The 25,834-nt window shown below is 48.0% G+C and carries 26 protein-coding genes and 1 pseudogene; 19 read left to right on the top strand and 8 right to left on the bottom strand.

From position 1 onward, the window contains the following. Positions 1-2: 2 nt before the first annotated feature. From SR894_RS21070 to SR894_RS21040, 7 genes are all read left to right on the top strand, one after another. Complete coding sequence (locus SR894_RS21070; RefSeq protein ID WP_223288420.1) at positions 3-1,670, top strand: phosphoethanolamine transferase; 1,668 nt, start codon at positions 3-5, stop codon at positions 1,668-1,670. Positions 1,671-1,745: 75 nt separating this feature from the next. Beyond that, positions 1,746-2,114 carry a hypothetical protein gene (locus tag SR894_RS21065; protein WP_133731887.1) on the top strand — a complete coding sequence of 123 codons (369 nt, stop codon included), beginning with the start codon at positions 1,746-1,748 and terminating at the stop codon, positions 2,112-2,114. Positions 2,115-2,373: 259 nt separating this feature from the next. Further along, the gene (locus SR894_RS21060; RefSeq protein WP_133731886.1) at positions 2,374-2,937 is read left to right on the top strand and encodes a manganese efflux pump MntP; all 564 of its coding nucleotides are present in this window, start codon (positions 2,374-2,376) and stop codon (positions 2,935-2,937) included. Between the two features lie 646 nt (positions 2,938-3,583). Beyond that, positions 3,584-3,961, top strand: coding sequence for a YkvA family protein (locus SR894_RS21055; protein WP_133731885.1), 378 nt, complete (start codon positions 3,584-3,586; stop codon positions 3,959-3,961). Positions 3,962-4,096: 135 nt separating this feature from the next. Beyond that, entirely contained in the window at positions 4,097-5,002 is a 906-nt protein-coding gene (locus SR894_RS21050; protein WP_133731884.1) for a cation diffusion facilitator family transporter, read from the top strand. Positions 5,003-5,203: 201 nt separating this feature from the next. Continuing rightward, positions 5,204-5,797, top strand: a complete 594-nt coding sequence (locus SR894_RS21045) for a manganese efflux pump MntP (RefSeq protein WP_322535473.1) — start codon at positions 5,204-5,206, stop codon at positions 5,795-5,797. Positions 5,798-6,511: 714 nt separating this feature from the next. After that, positions 6,512-7,504 (top strand): IS30 family transposase, encoded by a 993-nt coding sequence (locus SR894_RS21040; protein WP_223289248.1) that lies wholly within the window; start codon positions 6,512-6,514, stop codon positions 7,502-7,504. Positions 7,505-7,682: 178 nt separating this feature from the next. On the opposite strand, the gene SR894_RS21035 is transcribed toward SR894_RS21040, so the two are convergent. Together SR894_RS21035 and SR894_RS21030 are read right to left on the bottom strand one after the other, a co-directional pair. Further along, a complete protein-coding gene (locus SR894_RS21035; protein ID WP_133731883.1) occupies positions 7,683-9,452 on the bottom strand; it encodes a hypothetical protein in 1,770 nt (589 codons plus the stop codon). Between the two features lie 83 nt (positions 9,453-9,535). Then, a pseudogene (locus SR894_RS21030) lies at positions 9,536-10,381 on the bottom strand (YifB family Mg chelatase-like AAA ATPase); the annotation flags it as partial. A gap of 396 nt (positions 10,382-10,777) precedes the next feature. On the opposite strand from SR894_RS21030, the gene SR894_RS21025 reads away from it, so the two are divergent. Both SR894_RS21025 and SR894_RS21020 read left to right on the top strand, forming a co-directional pair. Then, on the top strand, positions 10,778-11,113 hold the full coding sequence (locus tag SR894_RS21025) for a hypothetical protein (protein ID WP_223288768.1): 336 nt from the start codon (positions 10,778-10,780) through the stop codon (positions 11,111-11,113). 257 nt (positions 11,114-11,370) lie between these two features. After that, a complete protein-coding gene (locus SR894_RS21020) occupies positions 11,371-13,143 on the top strand; it encodes an AAA family ATPase (protein WP_223288767.1) in 1,773 nt (590 codons plus the stop codon). Positions 13,144-13,827: 684 nt separating this feature from the next. Here the strand turns inward: SR894_RS21020 and SR894_RS21015 are convergent. The 4 genes from SR894_RS21015 to SR894_RS21000 all read right to left on the bottom strand — a co-directional run bounded on the left by SR894_RS21015 (position 13,828) and on the right by SR894_RS21000 (position 16,319). Further along, positions 13,828-14,049 carry a hypothetical protein gene (locus SR894_RS21015; RefSeq protein WP_223288766.1) on the bottom strand — a complete coding sequence of 74 codons (222 nt, stop codon included), beginning with the start codon at positions 14,047-14,049 and terminating at the stop codon, positions 13,828-13,830. Between the two features lie 319 nt (positions 14,050-14,368). Then, positions 14,369-15,643, bottom strand: coding sequence for a Y-family DNA polymerase (locus SR894_RS21010; protein WP_223288765.1), 1,275 nt, complete (start codon positions 15,641-15,643; stop codon positions 14,369-14,371). Further along, positions 15,640-16,089, bottom strand: a complete 450-nt coding sequence (locus SR894_RS21005; protein ID WP_223288764.1) for a LexA family protein — start codon at positions 16,087-16,089, stop codon at positions 15,640-15,642. Before SR894_RS21005 ends, SR894_RS21010 begins: the two co-directional genes overlap by 4 nt. Beyond that, positions 16,086-16,319 (bottom strand): DUF1654 domain-containing protein, encoded by a 234-nt coding sequence (locus SR894_RS21000; protein WP_223288763.1) that lies wholly within the window; start codon positions 16,317-16,319, stop codon positions 16,086-16,088. The genes SR894_RS21005 and SR894_RS21000 overlap by 4 nt, the downstream gene beginning before the upstream one ends. 129 nt (positions 16,320-16,448) lie before the next feature. On the opposite strand from SR894_RS21000, the gene SR894_RS20995 reads away from it, so the two are divergent. Next, positions 16,449-17,105: an SOS response-associated peptidase gene (locus SR894_RS20995; protein ID WP_223288762.1), complete on the top strand. Its 657-nt coding sequence runs from the start codon at positions 16,449-16,451 to the stop codon at positions 17,103-17,105. Between the two features lie 10 nt (positions 17,106-17,115). On the opposite strand, the gene SR894_RS20990 is transcribed toward SR894_RS20995, so the two are convergent. Then, on the bottom strand, positions 17,116-18,006 hold the full coding sequence (locus SR894_RS20990; protein WP_223288761.1) for an endonuclease: 891 nt from the start codon (positions 18,004-18,006) through the stop codon (positions 17,116-17,118). Between the two features lie 166 nt (positions 18,007-18,172). On the opposite strand from SR894_RS20990, the gene SR894_RS23005 reads away from it, so the two are divergent. The 7 genes from SR894_RS23005 (at position 18,173) to SR894_RS20960 (ending at position 23,522) form a co-directional block, all read left to right on the top strand. After that, the gene (locus SR894_RS23005) at positions 18,173-18,340 is read left to right on the top strand and encodes a YHYH domain-containing protein (RefSeq protein ID WP_223288760.1); all 168 of its coding nucleotides are present in this window, start codon (positions 18,173-18,175) and stop codon (positions 18,338-18,340) included. Positions 18,341-18,764: 424 nt separating this feature from the next. After that, a complete protein-coding gene (locus SR894_RS20985; protein WP_223288759.1) occupies positions 18,765-20,066 on the top strand; it encodes an ATP-binding protein in 1,302 nt (433 codons plus the stop codon). Positions 20,067-20,143: 77 nt separating this feature from the next. Beyond that, entirely contained in the window at positions 20,144-20,863 is a 720-nt protein-coding gene (locus SR894_RS20980) for a hypothetical protein (protein WP_223288758.1), read from the top strand. A 365-nt stretch (positions 20,864-21,228) separates the two neighbouring features. Further along, entirely contained in the window at positions 21,229-21,510 is a 282-nt protein-coding gene (locus SR894_RS20975) for an ECs_2282 family putative zinc-binding protein (RefSeq protein WP_246638236.1), read from the top strand. Then, positions 21,510-21,983, top strand: a complete 474-nt coding sequence (locus SR894_RS20970) for a hypothetical protein (RefSeq protein WP_223288757.1) — start codon at positions 21,510-21,512, stop codon at positions 21,981-21,983. The genes SR894_RS20975 and SR894_RS20970 overlap by 1 nt, the downstream gene beginning before the upstream one ends. A 79-nt stretch (positions 21,984-22,062) precedes the next feature. Next, positions 22,063-23,034 carry a DUF4238 domain-containing protein gene (locus SR894_RS20965; RefSeq protein WP_223288756.1) on the top strand — a complete coding sequence of 324 codons (972 nt, stop codon included), beginning with the start codon at positions 22,063-22,065 and terminating at the stop codon, positions 23,032-23,034. A gap of 311 nt (positions 23,035-23,345) precedes the next feature. After that, positions 23,346-23,522 carry a hypothetical protein gene (locus SR894_RS20960; RefSeq protein WP_223288755.1) on the top strand — a complete coding sequence of 59 codons (177 nt, stop codon included), beginning with the start codon at positions 23,346-23,348 and terminating at the stop codon, positions 23,520-23,522. On the opposite strand, the gene SR894_RS20955 is transcribed toward SR894_RS20960, so the two are convergent. Next, positions 23,515-23,706, bottom strand: coding sequence for a helix-turn-helix domain-containing protein (locus tag SR894_RS20955; RefSeq protein ID WP_240538785.1), 192 nt, complete (start codon positions 23,704-23,706; stop codon positions 23,515-23,517). The genes SR894_RS20960 and SR894_RS20955 overlap by 8 nt on opposite strands. Positions 23,707-23,825: 119 nt before the next feature. Here SR894_RS20955 and SR894_RS20950 point away from each other — a divergent pair, with 119 nt between their 5' ends. Beyond that, the gene (locus tag SR894_RS20950; RefSeq protein ID WP_223288754.1) at positions 23,826-24,440 is read left to right on the top strand and encodes a hypothetical protein; all 615 of its coding nucleotides are present in this window, start codon (positions 23,826-23,828) and stop codon (positions 24,438-24,440) included. Beyond that, positions 24,437-25,822, top strand: a complete 1,386-nt coding sequence (locus tag SR894_RS20945) for a DEAD/DEAH box helicase (RefSeq protein ID WP_223288753.1) — start codon at positions 24,437-24,439, stop codon at positions 25,820-25,822. Before SR894_RS20950 ends, SR894_RS20945 begins: the two co-directional genes overlap by 4 nt. Positions 25,823-25,834: the final 12 nt, after the last annotated feature.

Below are 25,834 nucleotides of genomic sequence, written 5' to 3'. Positions count from 1 at the left end.
CGATGCGTCCTTTGCTATCATTGCCTTCAAAAATTGTAGGCACCGCTTGGCATTATCGCCCCACATTAAGCACGGAGCAGCTTGTCTTATGGGGCGTTGTCATATTCAGTGTTTTTTACAATGTCCCTTTTTGGCAACAAGCCTTAGCTGGCTATGACCCTCTTGCCGTCCAGACGTGGCTAACCTTTGCCAATATGTTTTTGTTGATGACCTGCCTTAACTATTTGGTCTTCGTGAGCCTTGCTTTTCGAACGCTGGTAAAACCTTTATTAACCTTGCTGTTTCTGATTGCCGCCTTCGTCAGTTACTTTACTAGCTATTACGGCACCTACTTTGATACTTCAATGTTAGACAACGTGCTTCAAACGGATACTAACGAGGCACAGGAGCTTCTTACACCCGGATTACTGATTCATTTAGTCATCTTTTTCTTTTTGCCAACCATCATAATTTGGCGAGTTAGAATCACACCGTCAACCTGGAAGAAGGCAATGTTGCGTCGCTCGGCTTATTGCCTTGCCAGCACTGCTATATTGCTGTTAGCAATTTTCTTATCTTACCAAGAAGTGTCGTCACTCATGCGCAACAATAAAGAGCTACGCTACTTGGTGACCCCAGGTAATTATATTGTTTCGATGGCGCAGGCCCTTTCGAGCCAACACGCTTCCGCGAATACGGTGCGTTCCCCGGTGGGTGAGGACGCCAGTATCAGTTCACAAGCGGGTGACAAACCCACACTGCTCGTCATCGTGGTGGGCGAAACGGTACGGGCGGCGAATTGGGGGTTAAATGGTTATGAACGCCAAACCACACCCAAACTTGCCCAGCAGCCTGACGTTATCAATTTTTCAGATGTTTCCTCATGCGGTACAAGCACAGCGGTCTCATTACCCTGCATGTTTTCATTACCAGGGCGTGCCGATTACGCTAAATCGTATGCTCAGCAATATGAATCCTTGCTGGACGTATTAGCCCACGCCGGGTTAGAGGTCACCTGGCTTGATAACCAGTCAGGCTGTAAAGGTGTCTGCGACGGAGTGACGACAAAAGCGCTCTCGCCAGAGGAGTATGCGTCTTTGTGTCAAGATGGGCGATGCTTGGATGAAGCACTGGTTCAAGCCTTGACCAAGCAAATTAGCGGTACCTCAGCTGATCAGGTTGTTGTGCTGCATCAGCTAGGCAACCACGGCCCCAGCTATTACCAACGCTACCCTGATGACTACGAACGTTTTGTTCCCGCTTGCACCACCGCTGATTTAGCCAAGTGCTCAAGAAACGACATTACCAACAGCTACGACAATGCCATTCTGTATACCGACACTGTGTTGGATCAGGTGATTGAGATGTTAAAGCGTCAGGATGACTACGCAACTGCGATGATCTATCTCTCTGATCATGGTGAATCACTGGGTGAAAAAGGCCTATATTTGCACGGCATTCCCTATGCCATTGCTCCCGATGAACAGACCCATGTGCCTATGGTTTGGTGGCTTTCCAACTCATTTTCAAAGCAGCGAGGACTCGATACGGAGTGCTTACGCCAAGTCTCTGATCAAGCCGCTTCCCACGATAACTTATTTCACAGCGTGCTGGGGTTGCTTGGCGTAGCAACGGACGTATATCAGCAGGCAGAAGATATTAGCCAAACGTGCCGGAGCCTCGCCAATTAATGAATGCTTAAGTGATCGTTAAGTATTCCATGTCAAGCTGCTCTCCACTCTGCTCAACTATCCTGGTGTATGCACATGGTTTTATCGCATCTATTGGACTCCAACCAAGGTTTTTGGAGACGGCTACTACCCAAAAAAATGGCAACAGCAGGGGGCTTGGTAGACGGTGTCAATACCTCTATATATTCTGCTAAATGGCTTTCCTTTAGAGCCAGCGTTGTTTTAATTACTTTACTAGCGACTTTGCTGTGGTTAACGGGAATAGAAAGAATCGAGATCATCATCGCCATATTAAGTGTAACGTCAAGTGGTATGTCACAGTTACTTGGACGTTATTATTCTATCAGTGTATTGAAAGTAGTTGAAAATGATTTGATAGATACGCTCGACGCATTAGGAGCTGCAGGAGTTGGAACCTTAATAATTTTATATCTATTGGGTTAACACACTTAATGTACAATATTGAAAATAAAATTCACTTATTAATGCAACTAGGCTAAAAGTAAAGACTGGGGAAACATGGTTAGCCTATGCTAAGTGTCTTATACAAGACGAACTATATTTTTAACGTTTTGACTTGTTTATCTAGCCGGAAATGATAATGTTGGGAGCCTTTTAATACCCGACGAATTTACTCAAGTATAGCAGTAATTTTGGGTGACTTGGTTTAGAGCGTCGGATTTTCAGCTAGAGACACCATGTCATGACATTTGCCACCATATTGATTTTGGCCTTTTCCATGTCGGCAGATGCCTTCGCTGCTTCCATCAGCAAAGGCGCTGAGCTACAAAAACCCTCGTTTCGGCACGCCATCAGCATTGGGCTGATATTTGGTACTATCGAGACCATAACACCCTTGCTGGGCTGGTTGGCCGGGGTAGCATCGCAGCGCTTTGTGCAGGCTTGGGATCACTGGGCTGCGTTCTCAATCTTATTGGTTATTGGTTTACATATGGTGTATTCGGGCCTATGCAAAGAAGACAAAATAGCCCAAGAAAAGCAAACACTATGGTTATTGATATTAACGGCTGTTGCTACGAGTATTGATGCCATGGCCGTTGGTGCAAGCCTCGCCTTTATTGATGCCAATATCATCGCTACCAGCTTAGCTATTGGTTTAGCCACTACTGTCATGGCATCAATTGGCACCTTATTGGGTCACCAATTTGGCAAATACGTTAGCCACTGGTCTGAGCTGATCGGTGGGATCGTTTTAATTGGTATTGGCCTGGGAGTGTTAGCCGAACATACTGCTTTTTTTAATTGATCTTTCCTGATCTGTGTCATCCAGAGACAGTGTTAAAGCAATATGCGTAGCAACCCTCTGGGAAAGAGGACTGTTCACGTAGCATAAACGCAGTATCGATCTACTGATGCTTTTCCTTGCAGGTCACCGGAACCGGAGCTTCGAGCTGAAGTGTAGATCATGCTCTTTCGTCTTTGTGCCAAGGATGCGGTATTCCGGTAAGTGAAGGATGTTGTCAGCCAAAATGGTCATACAAACGTTTCTTGTGCCTCTTTGTCATGTCACGACGTCCATTTCGTTTGATGACAAATCGATTACAAAGATGTGTCGATGACTGCCCCTCGGGTGATGGGGAGGATGGCGATGGGGTCAGACCCCTCCCAGGCCTCATGTTCATGCTGTTGATGGTCATCATGGTAGTGCAGATGGGAGTGCTCCACAGGAGCATGGCCATGCTAGAGCGCCACCGGATCCCGTGACGGCCAGAGACGGGTCGCGAGCGCCTGTTCGCCCAGGCCCAGGACGGAACGGACATAGACCACGGTATTAACGATTCGCATGCCCTTGCGCCAGACACTTAGCGCTCCGGCTTCCTTGCTGTGTTTAAGCACCGGGGAACTGGCCTTACTTCTTGTTGGGTACGAGTACCGAGTAGAGAAAGACCCTGATGACAACAGAACTAATTTCGTACGCTAAACAATGGGCTCGAACGATCAGACGGGATGTACACGCCGTCTGGCTTGCCGCTCGCGATCCACGTACCCCATGTATTGCAAAGGTGTTGGCAATGATTGTCGCAGCCTATGCCGTCTCACCTATCGACTTGATTCCCGACTTCATCCCCGTACTCGGCTACGTGGACGACATCATCATTGTCCCACTCGGGATATTGTTGGTGGTGAAGCTTACACCACCAGAGGTCATGAACGAGCACCGAGCAACCGCTGACGCAGCCTCTGTACGCCCGGTAAGCCGCATAGCTGCTGGCGTGTTTATCGCTATCTGGTTCTTCTTCGCCACCTTCTTGGCAAGAATGCTCCTATGAATATATCCAACACGTAATGTGGCAGGTACAACCTGCCTTATATTAGCGCGGAAAAAACCTTTCGACCCAATGGCCTCATAGAGGGTAGGGGTGGCTCGCGGGAAGTCTCGAAGGCTAATAACGAAGGAGACATAAATGTCAGACCACGATCATAGCCATAGTGGCGGCAAGACCTTGTTGTTCGCACTGGTCTTCACTACAGGTTTTGCAGCTGTCGAAGTGTTCGGCGGCCTGATAGCTGATTCACTTGCCCTGTTGTCGGACGCAGGCCACATGCTAACCGATTCATTGTCGCTAGGGATTGGTGCCTTCGCTGCTTGGCTGGCCAAGAAGCCAGCATCGCGTCAGCACTCCTTTGGACTCAAACGTGCTGAAATCCTCGGCGCTCTGTTTAACGTGCTGTTTATGTTCGGGGTGATCGTATTCATCGCCTACGAGGCGATCCGCCGCATGGCAGATACACCCGCCGTTGCCGGAGGCATGGTTTTGGCGATAGGCGGGCTCGGTTTGCTGGTGAATATCGTAGTAGCTTGGGTGCTGATGCGTGGAGAGCAAACTATAAACGTTCGCGGAGCGCTTCTGCACGTAATGGGAGACTTATTGGGCTCGGTAGCTGCGCTGGTTGCTGGGGCGGTCATTTATCTGGACGGGCCGCCCATTGCGGATCCGATCCTGTCTCTTTTCGTCAGCCTATTGATACTGGTGTCCGCCATTCGGCTACTGCGTGAGGTGACGCATGTCTTGATGGAAGGCGTGCCAAAAGGAATTGATGCGCATGAAGTCGGCTGCGCTCTAGTCCGGGTCGACGGTGTCTGCGCTATCCATGACATGCATATTTGGAGCCTGTCATCAAACAGCCAGGCTCTAGTGGCACATATCGATGTGGAAGCGATGGAGCGATGGGAAGAGATACTGCCGCAGCTGCAAACGATATTGCGGGAGCGCTTCGATATTGAGCACAGCACCCTACAACCCGAAGATGCTGCTATCCGCCATGTTTGTGATGCCGATCCTTATTGTGGGGCTGGTGATGTGAATTAGGAGACAACCGGCAGAAGGTCCCGCCGAGGCTGCACGTAGCAGCATCAATAACTATAGCGCCACTTGATACCCATTATCTCTACCTGGGAATGTACGCCCCCCTTGGGGAGCCCTGCTCCTGAGCCGCTCAGGAGCGTCCGTATCAGCACTTTTGGCAACGTGCCGTGGTACGGACGCCTTTCGGTTGGCGAGACTATCGGCATGTCCACGCCAAAGCCGGGCATTTGGAGATGTCATGGATTCTATGCCCGGCTGGAAGTGTTTATGAGTCCGTTCTCGCTAGTAATGCTCGCTCTTGCAATGTCTACAGATGCCTTTGCCGCCGCTGTTGGTAAAGGATCGATCCTAGACAAGCCGCACATTACCGAAGCTCTGCGCATGGGTATGATCTTCGGGATTGTCGAAGCAATTACGCCCCTCATCGGATGGTTAGTCGGCCAAGTCGCTTCGCAATTTATCGAGAACTGGAACCATTGGGTTGGCTTCACGCTGCTGCTAATTCTCGGTTTACACATGATGTATAGCGGTTTCAAGGCGCCTGAAGAAGAGGCCGAAAAAACCAAACAGCATTCCCTGTTACTCCTGATGGTCACCACCACCAGCATCAATACTCTAGCCGTGGATGTGAGTTTCGCATTTATTGAGACCAACATTCTTGTCGCTGCGCTGGCCATTGGCTTGGCCACAATGACTGCGGTGTTCTGCTTGGAAGGGCATCGGCATGCTCGCCGGACGCCGGGCAGAGATTGTAGGCGGCACAGTGTTGGTCTTTGTGGTTGCGACCGTTCTCTATGAGCATTTAGCTTGGTAAAGCCAGTAAAGCCTCAGCGATCACCCTAACTACCTACGCCCGCAGAACGCTGAGAATCTACCGGAGCTTAGCATACGTTTTTTCCGAATTTTGGGGCTTCCTATCGGTTTTAGCTGTCATGCTGGTTTGCTTCTCATGGTTCATCGGCTAAGCCATCACCTCGATCACTTGATTCTGCTGCTGTTTATGACCCATTGAGCGAGGCCGTCGTCGGGGCGTCATATCAGGCAAGGTAGGATGGCGATAAACGAGATTGGAAGCCACCTCCACGAAACGGCAGATAGAGTCGCGGCGGAGTGAGGCCTTGGCTCCTCTATTCCGTGGCGCTCTGTGGATGTGCCTTGTAAACCAAGCAGCTATCAAACAAGAAACCCGCCAGACATATAGAGCAATTTTCTTGCGATAACAAAAACATCAACCAGATATTCCGGATACCCATGTTTTCCTGTTAGAGAGTGAACATGGTGGGCAGAATATATCGAGCATGTAATCATAAAAATAGCCTCGGCAGGGCCAACAGCAGATAGTCAAGTAGGTCAGGCCGCATACTGGCTATTCAGCTCGCTATCTCTCGTGCTAGTGAGTTCTGCTTGGAACCTGGATTCATAGAATAACCGCAGCACTTTGGATCACACAGTAGAGGAAGGAGGGCCAGCGCCGGTACCCTCTCGACTTTACCGACCAAAGTGAAGCAGAGAATGGGATACCGACAACTGACCCAGGCCCAACGATACCAAATTTTCGCTTACCTTGAGACTGGCATCAGCCAGCGACAGATAGCCAAGGCTATCGGGGTTCACAGCAGCACCATTAGCCGGGAGATAAAACGCAATGGGCTTACTGCTGGCTATGCGCCTGAGCAGGCTCAATTGAGAAGTGATCGGCGTCGACGCAGCGCCTGGAAAGTGACGAAGCGACTGCCCAGCCTAATTCGATGGGTCACTGATCAACTGATGGACGAATGGAGCCCCCAGCAAATTAGTGGCTTCATGGCGAATGCCAACGGGGTTTACGTAAGCCATCAGTGGATCTATGCGTTAATCTGGGACGACAAGAAACACGGCGGCGAATTATGGAAGCGACTCCGCCTACCACGCCAGCGGCGCTATCAGCGTCAATTGGCCAAGCATGCGGGATTGGGCAAAATTCCACACCGGGTAGGCATTGAACAACGCCCTGTCGACGTGGAAGAAAGGCGCTATATCGGCCATTGGGAAGGCGATACGGTGCTCAAGGGCCACAAAGAATCCGGCCTAGTGACCCTGGTCGAGAGACGCAGCGGATACCTCTTGGCAGCGCGCCTGCCGACGATCACAGCCACAGGGGCGGCCAAAGCGATGACCCGGTTATTAAAACCACGCCGAGGTGCAGTGCGAACCATCACCTTGGATAACGGTTCGGAATTCGCCGAGCACCGACAGGTTGCCAAGGCCGTCTCGGCCACGACCTATTTTTGCGATCCGTACCGCTCATGCCAGCGTGGCACCAATGAAAACACCAACGGACTGATCCGCCAATATTTCCCGAAAGGGACGGACTTCCGAAAGGTGAGCGACTCAGCACTGAGGCGAGTCGTTGCCAAGCTGAATAACCGCCCCAGAAAACGCTTGGGATATCGGACACCGGCACAAGTGTTCCTGGGAGAGTATTCAGGAGCGTTGGAAACCGCGGGTGCTGCGCTTAATGTTTGAATTCAGGAACTCAGCACGAGTTTTAGTGGGATTACAGCCTGTTTATGTTGTTAGATGGCCAAGAACCTTCTCCCCGATTAGTTGCTATAGAAGTTCAGTGCACAATCCAAAAGTAAAAATTTATAGTTTTAGTTTGAGGTAGTTCTCTTTCCACCTAGATATGAATTAAATCCAGGCTTTAAGCCAGATCATCGCGTGTAATTCCAACTTTGCTAAATGCATTAAGCACGGAGGCTTCACAAGGTACACTCTCATTTTTTGATTTTGGATGTTTGAAAGTGTCGGCAAAGTCGGGGCTGTGGCCGGTCAGTTTTTGAACAACACCTTGGACGAGCCGCACGTTGGAAAGCACTTGGCGCAACCAATGTTCAAAGCTGCCTTGGTGGCTCAGAGTGAATACTAAACCTTTGTAGGAGGGAGGTTTGGATGTCTCCTCACTACCGTCAGCTCTTGGTTTAGGAGGGCGGCGTTGGAGTTCCATGATATAGAGTGTTTGGTCTAACACATGCACCCTAATGACGAGCACCCCGCGAGGTACCTTGGCCTGAGTATCAATGTAAACCCAATTGGCGACTGACGTTTCCACATCGTCGTCTATTTCGAAAGGTTCGAGGCTGATCAATCGAGGGTCGGGGGAAGTGCTGAAGCCATCTTCAAAGGTAAACCAGCTAACGCTATGAACCGTCTCGGGATAAGCAGATTGTAAATAGAGCAGCGCATTCCACATATCAAGTAGAAAGCCCTGCGATTCCAGTGTAATAGGGGCATGAATAGACGCTTGTCCGACCCCCTTTCCTGACCCATATGGCTCTCCGGTGGAGAAAATCGTTTCGTCACCAGGAACGGGGACGCCTCGTGTATCAGGCACGTTCTTTCGGGTATACCGTTTATCCAAGACGGCGCGAGGCTTACCTAAAATAACGAATTCGTCCTCAGGAAGGTCTAGCCAAGATGAACCATGGTCGGGCTCGTCATCATCCGTAAGGTCAATGACATCGGGGATGTCTTGAAGCTGATGATAGGGAAACTGAGAGGGGGCATCGTCGCCATCGGTGGCCGGTACTGTCGTTGATTTCTCTCTTTCGCGGTGGATGGTGGCACCATCAGGCTGGGTACAGCCTAATATCTGCAAGCCTAGAAATGTGTTGCCACCATCTATCGGAACGCCAGAAACAGAGAGTTCCCCGTTCCCTTGAAACCAGGGGGTGGCTTCTAAAAGCATCTCATCTGGCGTGGAGCTGGTTTCAAATTGTGAATATATATATTTTGCAGCGCGCTTGGCATACGGATCGTACAACATATGTGCGAGCAAAATGGCATCGTGTTTATGAACACGATGAGTAAATCTGACGGGCCAAGTGCCTGGTGATGCAGGTGCATTAAGCGGTCGATAAAGCCGTTCTTTTACCTCGACCCAAGGGTAAGTGGCGAGCACACGCTTGATTTCAGAAGAGCGACCGTAGCAGCGTGCAAAAAACTCTGTGCAAGGGATGAGCAGATTTTTGCCATCCGGGAGGTCAAATTCAATCAGGTACGTTTTGTGCTGATTTTTCTGGGGTAAGTAGTTCGAGTCATGAAAAGCAGTATAGAAGCTTCGTCCTGATTGGCGTAAATCATCCAAGGTGACAATTCGCCAGCCGCCTGGAGAAAAAGAAACGGGGAATTTTCTTTCCTCGTAGGCAATACGCGAGCTACTCACGCCCTTTTCCCATACCGACCCTATTCTTAATAGCCCAAGATGCGTTAAGACAGTTTCACGTCTCACCACGCCTCCTAAGTTATTTTCATGGTCGATGGTTCTTAAGAAGATATGGATTTTAGGGACGCTTCGTAAGCGATTGTTCTTGAATATAGGCCCATACCACCAAACGACCAAGCGCTCTGCCTCGTCTTTTAGGGTGCCGTCACGGAAGCTAAAGGTTCTGGATTGTTTGAGAGAAACGGTCACTAGGGCGCGCTCTATGTAAACTCGACATAGAGATTGTCGCAGCAATTATTGTTTAGTCGCAACAATTGTTGAAAATGACAGTCGCCACCCACCAAAGCGGCGGCACTGGCGCTATGATGGGGTTGCCTAAACGGCCGTTTACCCCAGTCGGCTTCCAGCGGTAGCCCGCAAACCGAGCGCACGGCGGCGACTTCCAGGGCATTTTCTTCGGAAAGCGGCGGCAGAATGCCCGGCAGGCGGCTGGCCAACATAGTTTTGCCGGTGCCCGGCGGGCCGGCAAATAACAGGTTATGGCCCCCGGCCGCCGCGACTTCCAGGGCGCGGCGCGCCTGCTGCTGGCCGCGCACATCGGCGAGGTCATCGACTGGGGCGGTGGTTTTCACCGAGGCGCTGAGCTTGTGCGGGGAGATCTTCTCTTGGCCGAGCAGGTGGGCGACGACCTGCCAAAGGGTGTCAGCAGGCAGTACCGGCAGATCGCCCGCCAGGGCGGCTTCATCGGCGCAGTCTCGAGGAATAATCAGTGCTTTTTTCGCCCGCCGGGTGGCTAGAGCAAAAGGCAGTATTCCCGGCACTGAGCGCAGTTTTCCATCAAGTGCCAACTCGCCAGCACACTCCATGCCTTCCAATGCGTCTACCGGAATTTGCCCGGAGGCGGCGAGGATGCCCAGGGCAATGGGCAGATCAAAACGGCCGCCCTCTTTGGGAAGATCAGCGGGGGCGAGGTTTAAGGTAATACGGCGGGTGTTGGGAAAATCAAAGCCTGCATTGACTAGCGCGCTGCGCACCCGTTCACGGCTCTCTTTTACCGCCGTTTCCGGTAAACCCACCAGCGTTAGACCCGGCAAGCCGTTAGCCAGATGCACCTCAACATGCACCGCCGGTGCATCTAAACCTACGCCTGCCCGCGTGGCGACAATGGCTAGCGTCATTGCGTTACCTCACTCTGTAACATGTTATATTGTATTAACATATTGATTACATTAAAAAAGTCACTATGTAACAGTTTTAGACTTTTTTTGGGCATCTGGACTCAATTCAAAAATGGAGTTTGAGCAGATCCGTAGCTCTAAAAAGCGCTTTGGTTTGCTTCTGTAAATCATTAATTGAGCGCCCCTTCCACCACCGCTCCCGCCAATTGGCAGCGGGTGTCGCTGGCCTGGTTCAGGCGCTCTTTGAGGTGGTCGCAGAGGGTTTTCATATCCATGGCAGAGCCTACTTATCTAGCGGGTGAGCTTATAGTACCAGCTTACGATACTCAGCCGACTTAATCAGCTTGTGCTAGGCTAAAGCGTTTTAGGGTTGGGAGACTAGGCTGGGAGGGAAAGATGAAGGTTATCGAAAAAGTGACCGCTGATGCCGTGACAGATGTCGTATGTGATGTATGCCTAACCTCAACCCGCGTAGCGGATGAGGGGCTTGAATTTGCCACACTTCAAGCGCACTGGGGCTATGGCGCTCAACATGACGGCGAACGGTACGAACTGCACCTCTGTGAAAGCTGCTTTTTTAGTACCTTAGCGTTCTTAAAACAGGAGCGGCGTGTGCAAAACTTATTCAGTGAAGATGCCTGTGCTGATGTAGTTAAAGCGGATGGTAACTTGGGTCTAGTTGCGACTGATGAATATTTCCGAGATCACACTGGTAAACCTAATGATAGATAGCCGCGACATGAGTAGTTACAAAGGGGCAGCTGACGACCCAAAGCGGCCCTTCCGGCGTAAGCGGCATGCTGATTCAGCCGTGTTATGCAGCCGGCACGGTAATCTATGCTATTCTGTCTATTTATACCTAATTGATTTTAATTTCAATGGGATAGATCGTGAACATAGGGCTTTATAACCTGAATAAACGCGCCGACGGGTTCATTGAGGTTATGTAGAGGGGTGTATAATCACTGTTAGATTATGGGGAAAGTATTGTGCTTTTAAAAGGTTTTGGATTTTCTGGTTATCGAAGTTTTGGTAATAAGTTAACTAAAATAGCTCCTTTGCGTAAAGTTAATCTTATCATTGGTAAAAATAATATCGGCAAGTCTAATATTGTTAATTTCTTAAGTGAGCAATATCCATACTTCGTATCAAAAGCCAAAAACCAAAGGCAAATAGGAGATAAGCAGGACATACCTTTCAAAGATATCGATAGGCATATTTCTGAGAAAAGAGCAGATCATAGAATCTCATTTCCGGTTTTCCGAAGTGAAATTGATGAATATATAAAAAAATTATTACCTGATGATCAGCGCAACCGAGTACACCGGCAGGTGGCAAAGAAGCTACTTACATCAGAGCATTTTTCAGATGTTAACGGTGATGTTTGGTTTACCTATAAATCAGCCAACTATAATGGTGATTTTTCATTAGAAATAGAAATTGAGGACATACTGCCTGCTTTAGAACATCGTGAGTGGCAAAATCTCTGGAGCGCCCTTACTAATAGTAGCCAAGGTGACATTAGAGCTCACTGGGTGCCTCAAACTATTAAAGCAATATCTTATATTCCATCGCAGATACCGAGTGTCGAAGTTATACCAGCGATAAGAAAAATAGGTTCCGCTGGTAGCGAAGCAGGTGATTATAGTGGTGAAGGAATCATTGAGCGGTTGGCAAAAATTCAAAATCCTCCTCTCGTCGAGCAAGCTGATAAGGAAAAATTCATCGCTATAAATAACTTTGTCCGTGAGGTTTTGGAAAATAAAAGTGCAGAAATAGAAATCCCCTACTCAAGGGATATGATCTTGATACATATGGATGGTAAAACACTACCTCTTGAGTCTTTGGGTACAGGGGTACACGAAGTTGTTATTCTCGCAGCAGCAGCCACTCTTCTTGAAAATACTATACTCTGCGTTGAGGAGCCTGAATTACATCTCCACCCATTGCTGCAAAAAAAGTTAGTAAAATATTTGGCCGACAGTACAAATAATCAATATTTTTTTACTACTCACTCAGCTCATTTGCTCGATGCAGTTGAATCAGAAATATTTCATGTGACACAAGTTGATGGCTCGTCATCTGTAATTGCGATTGCTAGCACCAAAGAAAGATCTAGCATTTGTAATGATTTGGGGTACAAAGCCTCAGATATACTTCAAGCTAATTGTATAATATGGGTAGAAGGCCCATCTGACAGGATTTATCTAAATTATTGGATTTCATCTAAGAACCCTGATTTGGTTGAAGGGGTTCACTACTCTATTATGTTTTATGGTGGAAGACTTTTTAGCCATCTTACAGCCCTAGACGATGATGAAGTGCAAGACAGAATAGATGACTTTATTTCTGTTAGAAAGCTAAATAGAAACACAGTAATTATGTTCGATAGTGATAAAGAAAATCCTAGATCTAGATTAAATGCAACGAAGAAAAGGCTTAAGGCCGAGTTTGATTCAGGTCCTGGATTTGCCTGGGTCACCAAGGGTCGAGAAGTTGAAAATTACCTAGATTATGACAAGGTAGAGGAAAGTGTTGTAGCGGTTCATCCCTCCGCATCTCACCTTCTTGCAAAAGGGGAATGGGAAAATCTATTGAAATATAAAAAGACACGAAGTACAGAAGAGCGGACCGCGAGCAAAGTAAAGGTTGCAAAGCACTATGTTGAAAATAATGATGTGAACCTTAACGTTCTCGATTTAAATGATCGTATTAGCCACCTGTGTACTTTTATTTCTGAAGTAAACGGTAATGAAATCTAACAAATCAAAGCACTCGGACTGCGCTACGCTCAGCCAGTGTTTGAGGCGTTATATCAGAGACGGCTAAAAGGCAGCTCCTGGCCGGACAACGACAGCCCGAAATAGGCCGTCATTTATCCTCATCAAACTTCTGTCTGTTTTGCCATTTCCAACGCGTCATCTACCTCTATCCCTAGATGCATGACGGTGCTTTCCAGCTTCGTGTGAACCAGGAGCAGTTGCACTGCTCTAAGGTTTTTCATGCAACGGTATATCAGACGCTTTAGTACGGCACATCGTTTGCTGACCCTATATAAACGCATCTAGACCTTTTTTGTGTTCCAGGCTTTCACAATACGGGCATATTGTCGTGTTGAAAGATGCTTTGCACGATTGATTCGGCTAGGAAACAGGAAGTCTTCGCTTCGGAGCTGAGCCAGCTGTATCCAGTCGATAATAGCAATGCGAGTCTGCTCGCTAATTTCGAACTGGATGGGCCTATGTGTCTTTTGCTCCATCACAATGGCTCGTTGGGATGTGCACGCACCATGGGTTATAATTGGCAAGGACGAAGCCCCCTAATCCCCTAATTTAGAGGAGTTTGCACTTTAGAGGCCGGCCCTATGCTCAAGGGCAGCGGACATGAAGAAGAGTTTCAGCGGACAAAGTGTAATAAGTTTATTAGGCGAAGTAGCCGCTAGATCATTAAAAAGCATTGTAAGTGCGCAAAAGCTCTTTTCGATGCCCCATGATGACCTTGACCGCTTTTTCATGGGCCTGACGTCGTGCCGCTAGCAAAAACACAGGATCTTGAAATACGGTAGCCTTCGCCTCAGGCTTTCCAATTATAATTGATTGACCTGAAACACCAATCACTCGAATAGGCTCATGTGTTTCTCTCCTGGAATTAGCTTTTTTATGGGTCATCAATGCCTCCAATTAACCGGTGTGTCATCAATAGAGTGTAGCAACTAGCTATTAATGATACATGTTTAGGTGACTATCCCTCACCACGTTAGGTACCTGGGTTTTGGCTTTGATAAGCTGCCCATTTAGCGCATAGGGATAGATGCGTTGGATCTCTGTAGATAGTTCTCTTGATGATCGCAGAAGTCCGTTTTATTTAAGGCGCGGCTCGGCTAACTAATAGGGTTCCCCCTACAGAATATTGAGTTGATGTACTCTGCTCTAAATTAGTGGTTAGCCTAACTAAAAGAAGTGAGTTAGGCCCGCCAGGGATGGCGCTCTACGTTTTAACAACGGCTAGTTCTTCCCACTTCGTTGTATACCTTGGGGTTCGATGCTCGCAGCGCAACTCCCATGCATTGGACTTCCTCGGCATTCCCAGCCGGACAGTATTTTTTCCGTGCTCCCGGTTTAGCTTATCCAGTGTTGCCATCAATTTCTCATTCCTTTCCCGCTTCTCATTACTCAATGGCTCAGCCAGCAACCCAAGCTGTTCATTGCCGTAGTCGCACAGATCCATGAGCATAACGCCGCATTTTTGATACATAATGCCCGGTTTGAATATGCTCTCCAGCCCAGCCATCGCGGTACGGACCAGCTCACGACTGTCATTCGTCGGGTGGGGCAGTGGTATCACTAACGATTTGCTGTAGCTGGGTAGATCCGGGCGGAATCTATTGGTACGCACGAACACCATGATCGCCTGGGCAAGGCCTTGCTGCTTACGTAGCTTCTCGCCGGCGCGTGAAGTGTGAACACGGATCGCTTCGTGAAGGTCGGCTTTATTGTTAGTGAGGCGCCCAAAGCTGCGGCTGACCATGATCTGCTTTTTGGGCTGCGTCATGTCGTCTAGTGTTATGCAGTCCTGCCCCTGGAGCTCATAAATGATTCGCTCCATCACAACCGAAAAGTGTTTCCTTAAGTGTTTAGGCGCGGCATTGCGTAGCTGCCAGGCTGTTTCTATACCGAGAGTTTGCAGTCTCACAGCACTACGGCCAGCGACACCCCATATTTCCGTCACCGGTAGCTGCTCAAGGAAAGCACGCGTGTCGTCGCTGTCTGGCTCCATGATGGCCACGCCGTTAAAGTGTGGCTCCTTTTTTGCGCGGTGGTTGGCGATCTTTGCCAGCGTTTTAGATGTGCTAAGCCCAACGCTAACGGGTATGCCGGTGTCACGACGCACTTGGTGCCGCATTACTTGGCATCGCTCATTGAGAGTTTGGGGCTCGAACCCTTCAAAACTCAAAAAGGATTCGTCGATCGAGTAAATGTCAACGTGGGGGGTGTGCTGACTGAGAACGTCAGTGACCCTTCGAGACATGTCGCCGTACAGCGCATAGTTGGAGCTCAACAAAATGCACTGACGGTGTACGTGTGGGTCGATCTGATGCGCTGGCATGCCCATCGCTACGCCAAGCTGCTTTATTTCAGTGGACCTGGCGACAACGCAGCCATCATTATTCGACATCACTCCAACGGGCTTGCCTTCCAGCTTCGGGTTGAACACGCGCTCGCAGCTGACGTAGAAATTATTGCAGTCGACAAGAGCGATCATACGGTGAAGCCTGGTGCCAGCGAGTGAATGTTATGAGTGACCACGCCCCACATCTGGCACTCACGGCCTTCTAAGGGTATTGGCCGGAACTCTGGGTTAGCGGCGAACAGGTAATGGCGGTTGCCCATCATGTCGTAACGCTTACACGTTAGCTCACCGTCAACGCTCATGATAATGATGTGCCCAGGCTTGGGCTTAAGCGAGCGATCGACAATGAGCAGGTCACCATCGTAGATGCCCACGCCTGTCATTGATGAGCCTTTGGAGCGTAGGTAATACGTCGCGCTGGGGTGTTGAATGAGGTGGGCGACTAGATCCAGCTCGGCTTCAAGATAATCATCTGCCGGAGAAGGAAACCCGGCGCGGACTTCACCAGCGGCTAGGGGTAGTTTCAGTGGTGGGGCGGTGGTATCGACACGCCCGAGAACGGTGAGGTGGATGCTCATGCCATCGACTCCTCAGGGTTCCATGTAACCTGCACATGCTCGCCATGGTCATCCATGGTGGTGAGCGTGACGTTCTCGACAGTACCCAGGTCGGAAAGCATGCGCTCCCAATCATCCACTTCATCTTCAGGCTGACGCTTTATCTCCACGTAGTGCTTCGACTGTGCACCTGGGCTATTGATTGCCCGCTGCACGCGCTGGACCAACTGCTGATACGTTTTCTCTGACATACACGCCTCCTATAATGCTGGTGATATATACAGTATTTTAGGCAGACGATAAGCGATGACCAGCGTTGACTGCAAGCGCTCATGTGTCAGGGTGGCTGCGAGCCGTAAATTATCGTCTATCATTCAAGGATGTGTGGACGATTCGCGTTATTCACCCCGCTTGATCAGTTGGCCAAAATGGTTGGCGCTACTGTGCCCGAGCAAGAGGTAAGGCCTCGCTACAACGTCGCGCCCGGCACGTGGATCGCTGCCGTGCACCAGACGTCAGAAACCGAAGCACCGATCATTGGCGAGATGTGGTGGGGGTACAGACCGAGGTGGGCTCAAAGCACAGGTAATCAGCCGATCAACGCGAGAGTTGAGACGGTGGCCACCAACGCCTATTTCAAATCGGCGTTTTCAAAGCATAGATGCCTGATACCGGTTGACGGCTGGTATGAATGGATTAAAGACTCAAAACCCAAGCAGCCGCATTACATTTGCCGGAAAGATCGTGGGCCGCTGTTTTTCGCAGGCATATTCGCTGAGCGTGATGATGGAAGCCTAGGCTGTGCCATTGTCACTGAGCCCGGACGCGGTAGTGCTGCTGAGGTGCATGATCGAATGCCACTGATATTGGATGGCGATAGCCTTGAGCATTGGTTAGCGCCTGACATTACTGATCGGGAGACGATCAAGCAGATGGTGCGACATATCGATGCCAGTCTGATAGAGCATTGGCCTGTGAGCACCAAGGTTAACAAGCCTAGCGAAGGGCAGAGCGAAGAGCTGATTAATCCGGCGTGATGTTATCTAATCATCGGCAGATCGACTCGCACGGCACACCATCACTATCACCATCTAAGCGACTGTTCCCGCATTGATTCAAGTGGAACATTGTCTCTTCGCATGACGCCATGGCGCCACAAGTCTTACGAGTTGAACAGCTAAAACCGGAGCTGCTTTCCGATCGCAGGGAAAGAGCGGACGTTGTTCGCAGTCGTGCTGGTGTCTGTTGGTTGGCTACCTCACCAACATAAGCGTTGGCCGTTCCTTGCGCAGCGGCAATCCTTCGATTGCGCTCCAGCTCCCACTCATCGACAGGATCTTGACGTGCCCAGGCTGTAAATAATTGCTGCTGCTGTCGACTGATCTCGATGCCGTAGGTATCTCGCATATACCAATAGGTGCGTGCAATGTCACCGCGGCGGTGGGGCGGTGGCTGGAAGGTGCGTTCTTCAAACGATACCGCGACCTCGCACGCACCATATTCATGAACGGGCGCATTGACCATTCCAAATCGCATATTGGACCTATCGCCGTTTACTTCACCAATGGCGGGCACCAAATTATGCAGGTCTGCCTCGGCCATTCGAAATACTGCGTCGTTTCGGCGGCAGTTGTCCCGACCACCATCCTGCCAGCATTGGCGCTGTCGGCCGAAATCATACGCGGGCATCACATGCTCCCATTCAATGCGGCTAGCCCTTTGTGGTTGCTTTCTAATTTCATAGCCACATGCTTCTAAATTGGGCCCAGCCTCAAAGTCGAACTGGCAGCCACAGTAAAAGGAAGTGTCCTGGTCGTAATAAATTTGATCTTCTGCAATTCGTTTTGCCGAATTAAAAGAAGAGGGCACAGCAGCAATGGAGTGGCTCGACAGCAGTAGAGCTGCCGTAAACGTGATGAGGTAAGAAATTTTCTTCATATTAGTGGTCCCTTCATGAGAGGAGGAAGACTAATAAAATTTCATCCTTGGTGCGAGTTGATTGGTACTACTAAGTAGGCTTTTGACTAAAGTACGCTTCGCTTCAGCATGATAGATGCTAGTCTCGTAGTGCTGGTAGTAGGCCAGCAATCACAAGGAGACGATCATGAAGAAGGTGTTATTGGCTCTAATGCTGGCTGGTATGTTCTTCGGAGCAGGTAACGTTTCAGCATCAACTGCTGCATATAGCGGTGAGGTGGTTGAACATGGGGGGCGAACTGATAGCAATGGTTGTCATAGGGATACTAAGGCAGGGACGCGTCACTGCCACTGAGTAAAGTTTTGCAACGCCTTAAACGTCGCCTTAGGCATGCCGCGCGAGTTGCACTTAACTTACATCTTGGGTTAGTTAGGATCCTGTCAACTTAAGGATGTGCGAAATCCCAATAGTCCGTTGACGACCCAAAGCGGCCATCAGCAGAATAGTAGCCCCTGGCTCACAATGCGTTTTTTCTGGTCAGTTCTGAAACGTGAAGGCTTGTATTGCCGGAAGATAATCTTGGAAATACATATAAAATAATTGCTTATGACCAGATCTTTTATGTTTATGCGCAATTGGCTAACGAGCCTTACTAGGAGAGAATAGTATTTACCCCTTTTTTATCAGTAGATTAGGTGCCTTTTAGGAAGGTGGGGCTTCCCAGAAATACGCGCATGCGCATGAATAAAACTGTTATACACAAGGAAATATTGAGAATATGCCCGAATTAAATGAGGTGTTTGGAGTTAGCCCAAATCAAATTCTCTCCTATATCGAGCGAGACAAAATCGACACAAAATTTAGTGACTCCCTCACCTGTGGGAACCACATTGTTGTATACGGTGCTTCTAAACAGGGAAAAACAGCATTAGTGTCAAGGCATCTGCCTTATGAAGAAAATATTGTTGTTAGGCTTACACCGAGCACAAATATATCGGATATATACTCAAGCATCTTGAGGCAGCTCGGAGTAGAAATTGAAACGAGCACGCAAAATGAAGAATCTACCAAAGCTTCGACGAGCGTTGGTATAAAAGCCAAAGCGAAAATACTACTATTTGGCGAAGGAGAGGCAAGTGCTTCTGGCACAATAAGTGCTGCAGATAAAAATACTAAAACGTACGAGACAGTTCCGTTTAATCTATCTGTGGCACAGGATATTTCCGAGCTTCTTCACAAAATTAATTTCAAAAAGAAAATTATTTTAGAAAATTTCCATTATCTAGACGAGGAGAGGCAAAGAGAGTTTTCATTCGATCTAAGAACATTCCAAGAAACAGGGATAGTTTTCGTAATTCTTGGCGTTTGGCGGAAGAAAGACAGGCTTAGAACATTTTGTCCGGATCTAACAGATAGGGTTGAAGATATACCTGTAGAACCATGGATTGAAGACGACTTTAGGAAAGTGATCGTAAAAGGATCTCACGAACTTAATATCTCAATCAGTGAAAGTGTCGTTTTAACATTCATTGCAAATTCGTTTGGCAGTATCGGTGTGCTTCAGGAACTCCTAAAGGTTTACTGTAGAGTTGCCGACGTTAATCGTACCCATGAGGGATATGCACGTCATCTAGCGGACGACTCTTACGCAAATGAAGCGTTAGAAGAAAAATGCAATGAATATCGAGAAAATCACCAGCAAGCGTTAGAACTATTGGCTTCTGGAAATGTTACCCACTCAAAGGGCAAGGAAAAGGCACCTCTTCACCTCCCATACTATTTGGTGAGGATAATTGCACAAAAAGGATACAACGGCATTATTGGGGGGCTTTCCAGAGCTGATATTACTGATGGAATTAAATCGATACATCATAGAGCTCAAGATGTTAGGCCCGGAGACATAAGCAACCTTCTCCACAACATTTCTCATCTACAATTTAAGAAAAAATTGAATCCACCATTGATTGACTATGATCAAGGAAAAAGACTTCTTTTTGCGATTGATTCGACATTTTTCTTTTTCCTCAAAAATAGCGATCTAGTCGAGTTTGAGGAGGAGTTACCATCACCACTGGAGTAGCAGTGTATAACAAATCAAAGCACTCGGACGCAGCATGGCTGCGCCGATGTTTGAGGCGTTAGGCGATAGGAGATCACATGGAAGAAAATTTGTGCAGTTGGGCGCCTAGTTTAGTAGTAGAGCTGATTAAGGCTATTGCATGGCCAATTACCGTGCTAATAATCGGAATTCGCTTTCGTACTGGCATATTTGAATCTATTCAAATATTCTTTTCCAAGAATACAGTCTCAGAGGTGTCTGCGTCTGCATCTGGAGTATCGGCGAAATTTGTCGCCGCTCAGCAGTCACTAGAAGCTCTTGAGGGTTCAGGAGGTAACTCTGTTAATTTGCCAGAGAATATGAGCTTAGAGGCCATCAGGCAGCGACACGAAGAACATAAAACGGAATTTAGTGAAGATATACTTGGTGGGATACAAACACATATCGCCGCACTCAATATTAGTCCGGAAGAAACTGTCAATGTGCTAGCTCAGGAAGTGTCACTTCTTCAGAGCGCAATTCGATACTTCGATATTAACAAAGTTTTATTTCGCTCGCAGTTCAACTTATTTTCAATAATGGCTAATAACGGTGGCCGCACAAGTAGAGCAGACGCCGAGCATTATTTCCTTTCGATAAAAGAGCAGGTAGGCGAACCATTGCTCGATTGGGATTGGATAAAATATGTGGCCTATCCTGTGAGTAATGGGCTGATGATCGAAGAAGGTTGTGATTACAGGCTGACGTCGCTTGGTAGATCATACGTGTCATTTATGTCGAGAAACCCACAGCTAGTGGATGAGCTTGCTAAATTGTAGCTACAAAGCGCCTAACACTCGCAGGCAAGCCAACGGCTTTTTCGTTCCGCCATCGGCTCCACTACAAAGCCGCGGTTGCTGAGGGCGTTAAACCGCTATATCAAAGTCGCTTAAAAGGCACCTTCAGGCCGAAAAGGAATGTTCATGAGTAAGAGCTAACCACCCTAAGCGGTCATGGCGGGAAATGCAGCAGGCGCGCGAGTTCTGGTTAAAAAATATAGTTAAAATTAGGGTTTGATTATATCAACGAATTATAGCGTATTTTGTGGGCTGTATTTGTCGGATAAAACGTGCCAGCATGTTTATTTAATCATCGGTTGGGCAGTCTAATACTGTTACGTGTACTCACGATTTGGAGAAATCGTATGGAATCAGACAAATACAATAGAAATGTTAGTTTGTTATGCCCGACTTGCGGCTGCTCCGAATTTTCATATGACGAAGGTGTAGATGAGTCCATCCAAGTAATGACATGTGCCTCCTGTGAGCGAGAATTCAATAAAGATGAACTAATCCGCGAGAACAGTGAAAATATCGATGAACATCTCTCTGAAATTAAGACGGAAATCACTAAAGATTTTGCTGATGAAGTTCGTAAATCGTTGAAGAAAGCATTTTCTGGAAGCAAGAATATAAGGTTCAAGTGATGCCGATTTCTATAGATGTGGGTGATGTAATAGCTGGTTTGGCATTTCTTCTGTCGGCATATGCAACCTGGCAGACGGTTAGCTTCAATAAGAAGCAAAGATCACTCGTTGAAAGCCAAGAAAAGCTGAACAATCGCCTTTTGGAGAAAGAGAACGAAGATTCACTGAGAGAGAGGCGAGCCGATCTTGGTGCATCTTTTATAAAATTGGGGAGCAGTAAATATCGGCTAAAAATATGGAATAAGGGTGCTGCTACTGCCAGAAACGTGAGGTTAGAGTTTCCAGAGGGTAACGATGTTGTTATCGATTCAGATGTGACAGATAAGTTTCCGCTGGAAAGCTTAGAGAGGCATCAATCTGTCGAGCTAATTGCAGCTGTATATATGAAAACCAAGAGAAAGCATGTTGTGCGGCTTATTTGGGAAGATGAAGCGCAGTCCTACAATGAAAAGCTTTCCTACCCAACATTGTAAAACACGTAACAAGCAATTGCAGCCGACCGCCTTCGGCGTCGGCTGCAATTGGACGTTATGTTTGAGATAGGTTCCGGACATGGAAAAGTGGAAACAGATAAAAGTTAAGCACCACTATGTATGGGAGTACTATCTAAAAAGCTGGGCTGTCGATAACAAAGTATTTTGGCTCACGACCAAGGGAAACGTCGCTCACGATAGCCCTAAAGGGATGTGTCGGGAAGATGGATTTTACAAGGTATCTGTACTCGATGTAGCTGATGTCGCCTATATCCTAGAGTGGTCTAAGAAATCCCCCGAATTTCTCCAGAGAGAACATAGAAAACACCTAGAACCATTTCTAGAAGCTTCAAGGGCAATAGAGAGAATTAGAGCTTCCTATATCGAAAGCGATGAATTGAAAGTATGTGAGAATGCCCTTTTGTTTAACACCCTAGAAAATCATTATTGTGGTATTGAATCTGGTGCAAAGCATGCTTTAGATGGGCTTGCGATAGGAGATTTATCTGTTCTAGAGGATAAGAGCGTGAGTATTGGCTTGTATTCTTATCTTGGTCATCAAGTTACGCGAACTAAAGCCCTTAAAGAGCGATTTCTAGAGCTGTCGGTGAAAAGGATGCCGCCTTCAACAGCACGAGATGAAGCTATTCGTCTCACTGAAAAGAATTGGTGGTTTATATGCTTCATGTTAGGAGAAAATATTGGCTGGTCTATGTATAGCTATCGGCATGAAGAAAAGCTTATGTTGATTAAAAATACTACGGATACGCCCTTCATTACATGTGACTCACCTATTGTAAATATTCACCCTAACAATGATGTATTGCCGAAAGGCGAGCCCTCAGAATTTTTGGACATGTTATTCCCTATATCGCCAAGTTACGCGTTAATTATTGCCACATCCACGCAGTGGGATTCTTTAAAGGAAGGCGTTAGTTTAAATGCAGTTTCTGAATTGAATGCTCGTATAGCTGCAAACGCTCGTTTTTCGATCTATGGAAATATGAGGAGCGTTATAGATGCAAACAAAAAAGAGGTGGGGACTTGGTAAGCATAACAAGCCAAGGCTGTCGGTCGCTTCGCACCGCAGCTTGAAGCGGTATATCAGAGACGCCTAAAAGGCAGCTCTTGGCCGGTAAGGAATGTTAGGTATATGCTGATGGTAACGGTAATAATAATTCAACAGATTGCTATCAAATGTGGTTATTACGCAAAGACTGAATCTTAATTCTTCGCTGTTTGCCACCAGATTGAAAAGAAGAGAAAAAATGCCACGTTACTACGCGAATGTGAATACAGACCAGAATGGAAATCACGAAGTCCATACGACTGGATGTTCTCATCCCCCAGCCGAACACAATCGTGCGCCTTTGGGTATCCATTCTTCCTGCGGCCCGGCAACAGCGGCTGCAAGAACGAAGTTTGGCGGAAGAGTTGATGGATGCAAATGGTGCTGCCCAGCATGTCATCGAGGCCGTTGATCGCACGGGAAGATTTATCGTTCGCTGTGCACTTACCTTCACAGAAACGTTTAAGTAGGTAAAAGAGAGGCTGGCTCACATTGGAGTACGGCGGCAATCTCATATAACTTTTCCACGGTGATATTAACTTCTCCTCGTTCGACTCTTCCTATGTAACTGCGGTCGATACCAGCAGCTAAGGCAAAGGCGTCTTGTGAGTACCCCTTCTCCCTTCGTTTTTCCCTGATGTTTCTTCCCAGCATTGCCGCTAGCTCACCCATACCCGCCCCATTTCCTTTTGGCGGGACTATCCTTCGTTGCGGCCTACCTATCCACGGACTATAATCCGCATTTCGTTTTTACCTCTCCTACGGTGATGGTCATGTCTGGCACCCCTCCTTTGATTGAGGAGCGCATTTTCGAGCTCCTTTTAGAAGCTGAAGACGCTCAATTCACTATTCGCAGCCTTCGTGACCAATACGCACAGCGATATGGTATAGCCGCAAAGCACCATGCCGATCTGCGGCGTTTCATATATGAAAGAATTAAAAAGCTAATCACCGCTGGCTTGGTGGAAAAAGGCCGTGAAAAACGCAAACGCGATCAGCTCTATTTTGTTTTGCCTTCAATAAGAGAAGCAGGCTTGTGCCTGGAGGGGGAGAGTTTTGAATCATGGCACCAGCGGCTAGTGGCTCCAGCCCCCAGGGAGACGGCAAGCACAACCGTAACCTCAAAGGAAGAAGGCAGCTGTGCCCAGAGCAAGACTGCTAGAAAGGCGGTGAGCCAACTCGCTTTAGAGAAAGAGTTAAAAGAAACGCAAAGTGAATTCCTTTCTACACTGGGCGAGGTCGAGGCGTTCCGTGAGCTTATGGATGAATATCCGGATCTCAAGCCAAATATCGTTGTTGATCATCGCGACGCGTACGACCGGAGCGCACGCTTAATTGGTCGAGTGCGTGCTCTAGAGAAATCTCTGCATCGGCTGGGGGGCACATGAGCACGAAGCTGCGAAGGTGGCAAGCAGAGTGCTTAGAGCGAGCAAAGATTCACTACTTAGATCATGCCGACTTTTTCGTGCAAGCCACCCCTGCAAGCGGCAAAACCCGCCTGGCGGCTGAAATAACACGATGGCTCCTTGAAGAAGGACATATTGATTTTGTTATTTGCTTTGCGCCAACGAGAGAAGTTGTGGCTGGCATACAGCGTACCTTTGCCGTCGTATTGAATCAGCGGTTTGGCGATACGCTTGCGTCGGTAGGAGCTGCCTATACCTACCAATCTATGGAATATCACCCTGAGGATTTTTGGACGTTATTCACAGAATATCGCACAATGACCATTTTCGATGAGATGCATCATTGCGCAGGCCATGATCCGCTTCTCAGCAACACGTGGGGCCAGCAAATAATTCAGCGTATCCAAAATGCTGCCACTTACACGTTAGCACTTTCGGGGACACCTTGGCGTTCGGATGACTTACCTATCGCATTAGCTCGCTACAGCGATCCAGAAGGCAAACTCATTTGCGATTACCGTTACGACCTTAAAACCGCCATTCAAGACGGTGTATGCCGCTCACCACGAATTACGCTCATTGATAACCCACTGATCCGCTTGACCGAAGAAAACGAAAGCACAGCATCGGTAAGAGCTTTTTCCTCATTTCAACAGTTGCTCAGTGAGTCGCCAATCAGCTACGAAGACCTGTTGCGACACGACGACATCCTGAATGCTGTGCTAGATCTAGGCATTGACCGACTTAACCAAGAACGGAACAGCGTGCCTAATGCTGGCGGACTAGCCGTTGCTACTGACATTGAACATGCGCATCAAATCGCTGAGCTTTTGCGTCATAAGGGTGAAAGCTATGTTGTGGTGACTAGCCAAACACCGAAGGCGCATGAGCTGATTGACCAATATCGATATAACAGTACACGCTGGATTGTCGCAGTGAGCATGATTTCCGAAGGGACTGATATACAACGATTATGCGTTTGTGCGTACCTGAGCAGGATTCGAACGGAACTGCATTACCGGCAGGTTTTAGGGCGCATTCTACGTAAAATGGACAACTCAGACGTCGCAGCGTGGCTCTATGTAATAGCTGAGCCACTACTGCGTAAATACTCGCAGCGAATAGCTGAGGACTTGCCCGAAGATCAGGCAATATTTCAAACCCAAAAGCTGAAACTGCAGTTGGAGCAAGCGCGAACAAATCAAATGAAGAACCGCACTGAGGAGGGCGAGTCAGCGGCAGATAATAGCCAACCGCTGTCTGCAGAAAACATTAACGAGCGTACGATGCTGTCTCTTGAGGCTCCATTGCTAACACTAAGCTTCTCGGAATATTACCGCCAGCATCTTTTGTCTCTTATATAAGCTCTGCCTCTG

It is taken from the genome of Vreelandella neptunia, from assembly GCF_034479615.1.
GTDB classification, from domain to species: Bacteria; Pseudomonadota; Gammaproteobacteria; order Pseudomonadales; family Halomonadaceae; genus Vreelandella; species Vreelandella neptunia.
Note: the sequence above shows the minus strand (reverse complement) of the source record. Positions and strands in the feature narration are given on the sequence as shown.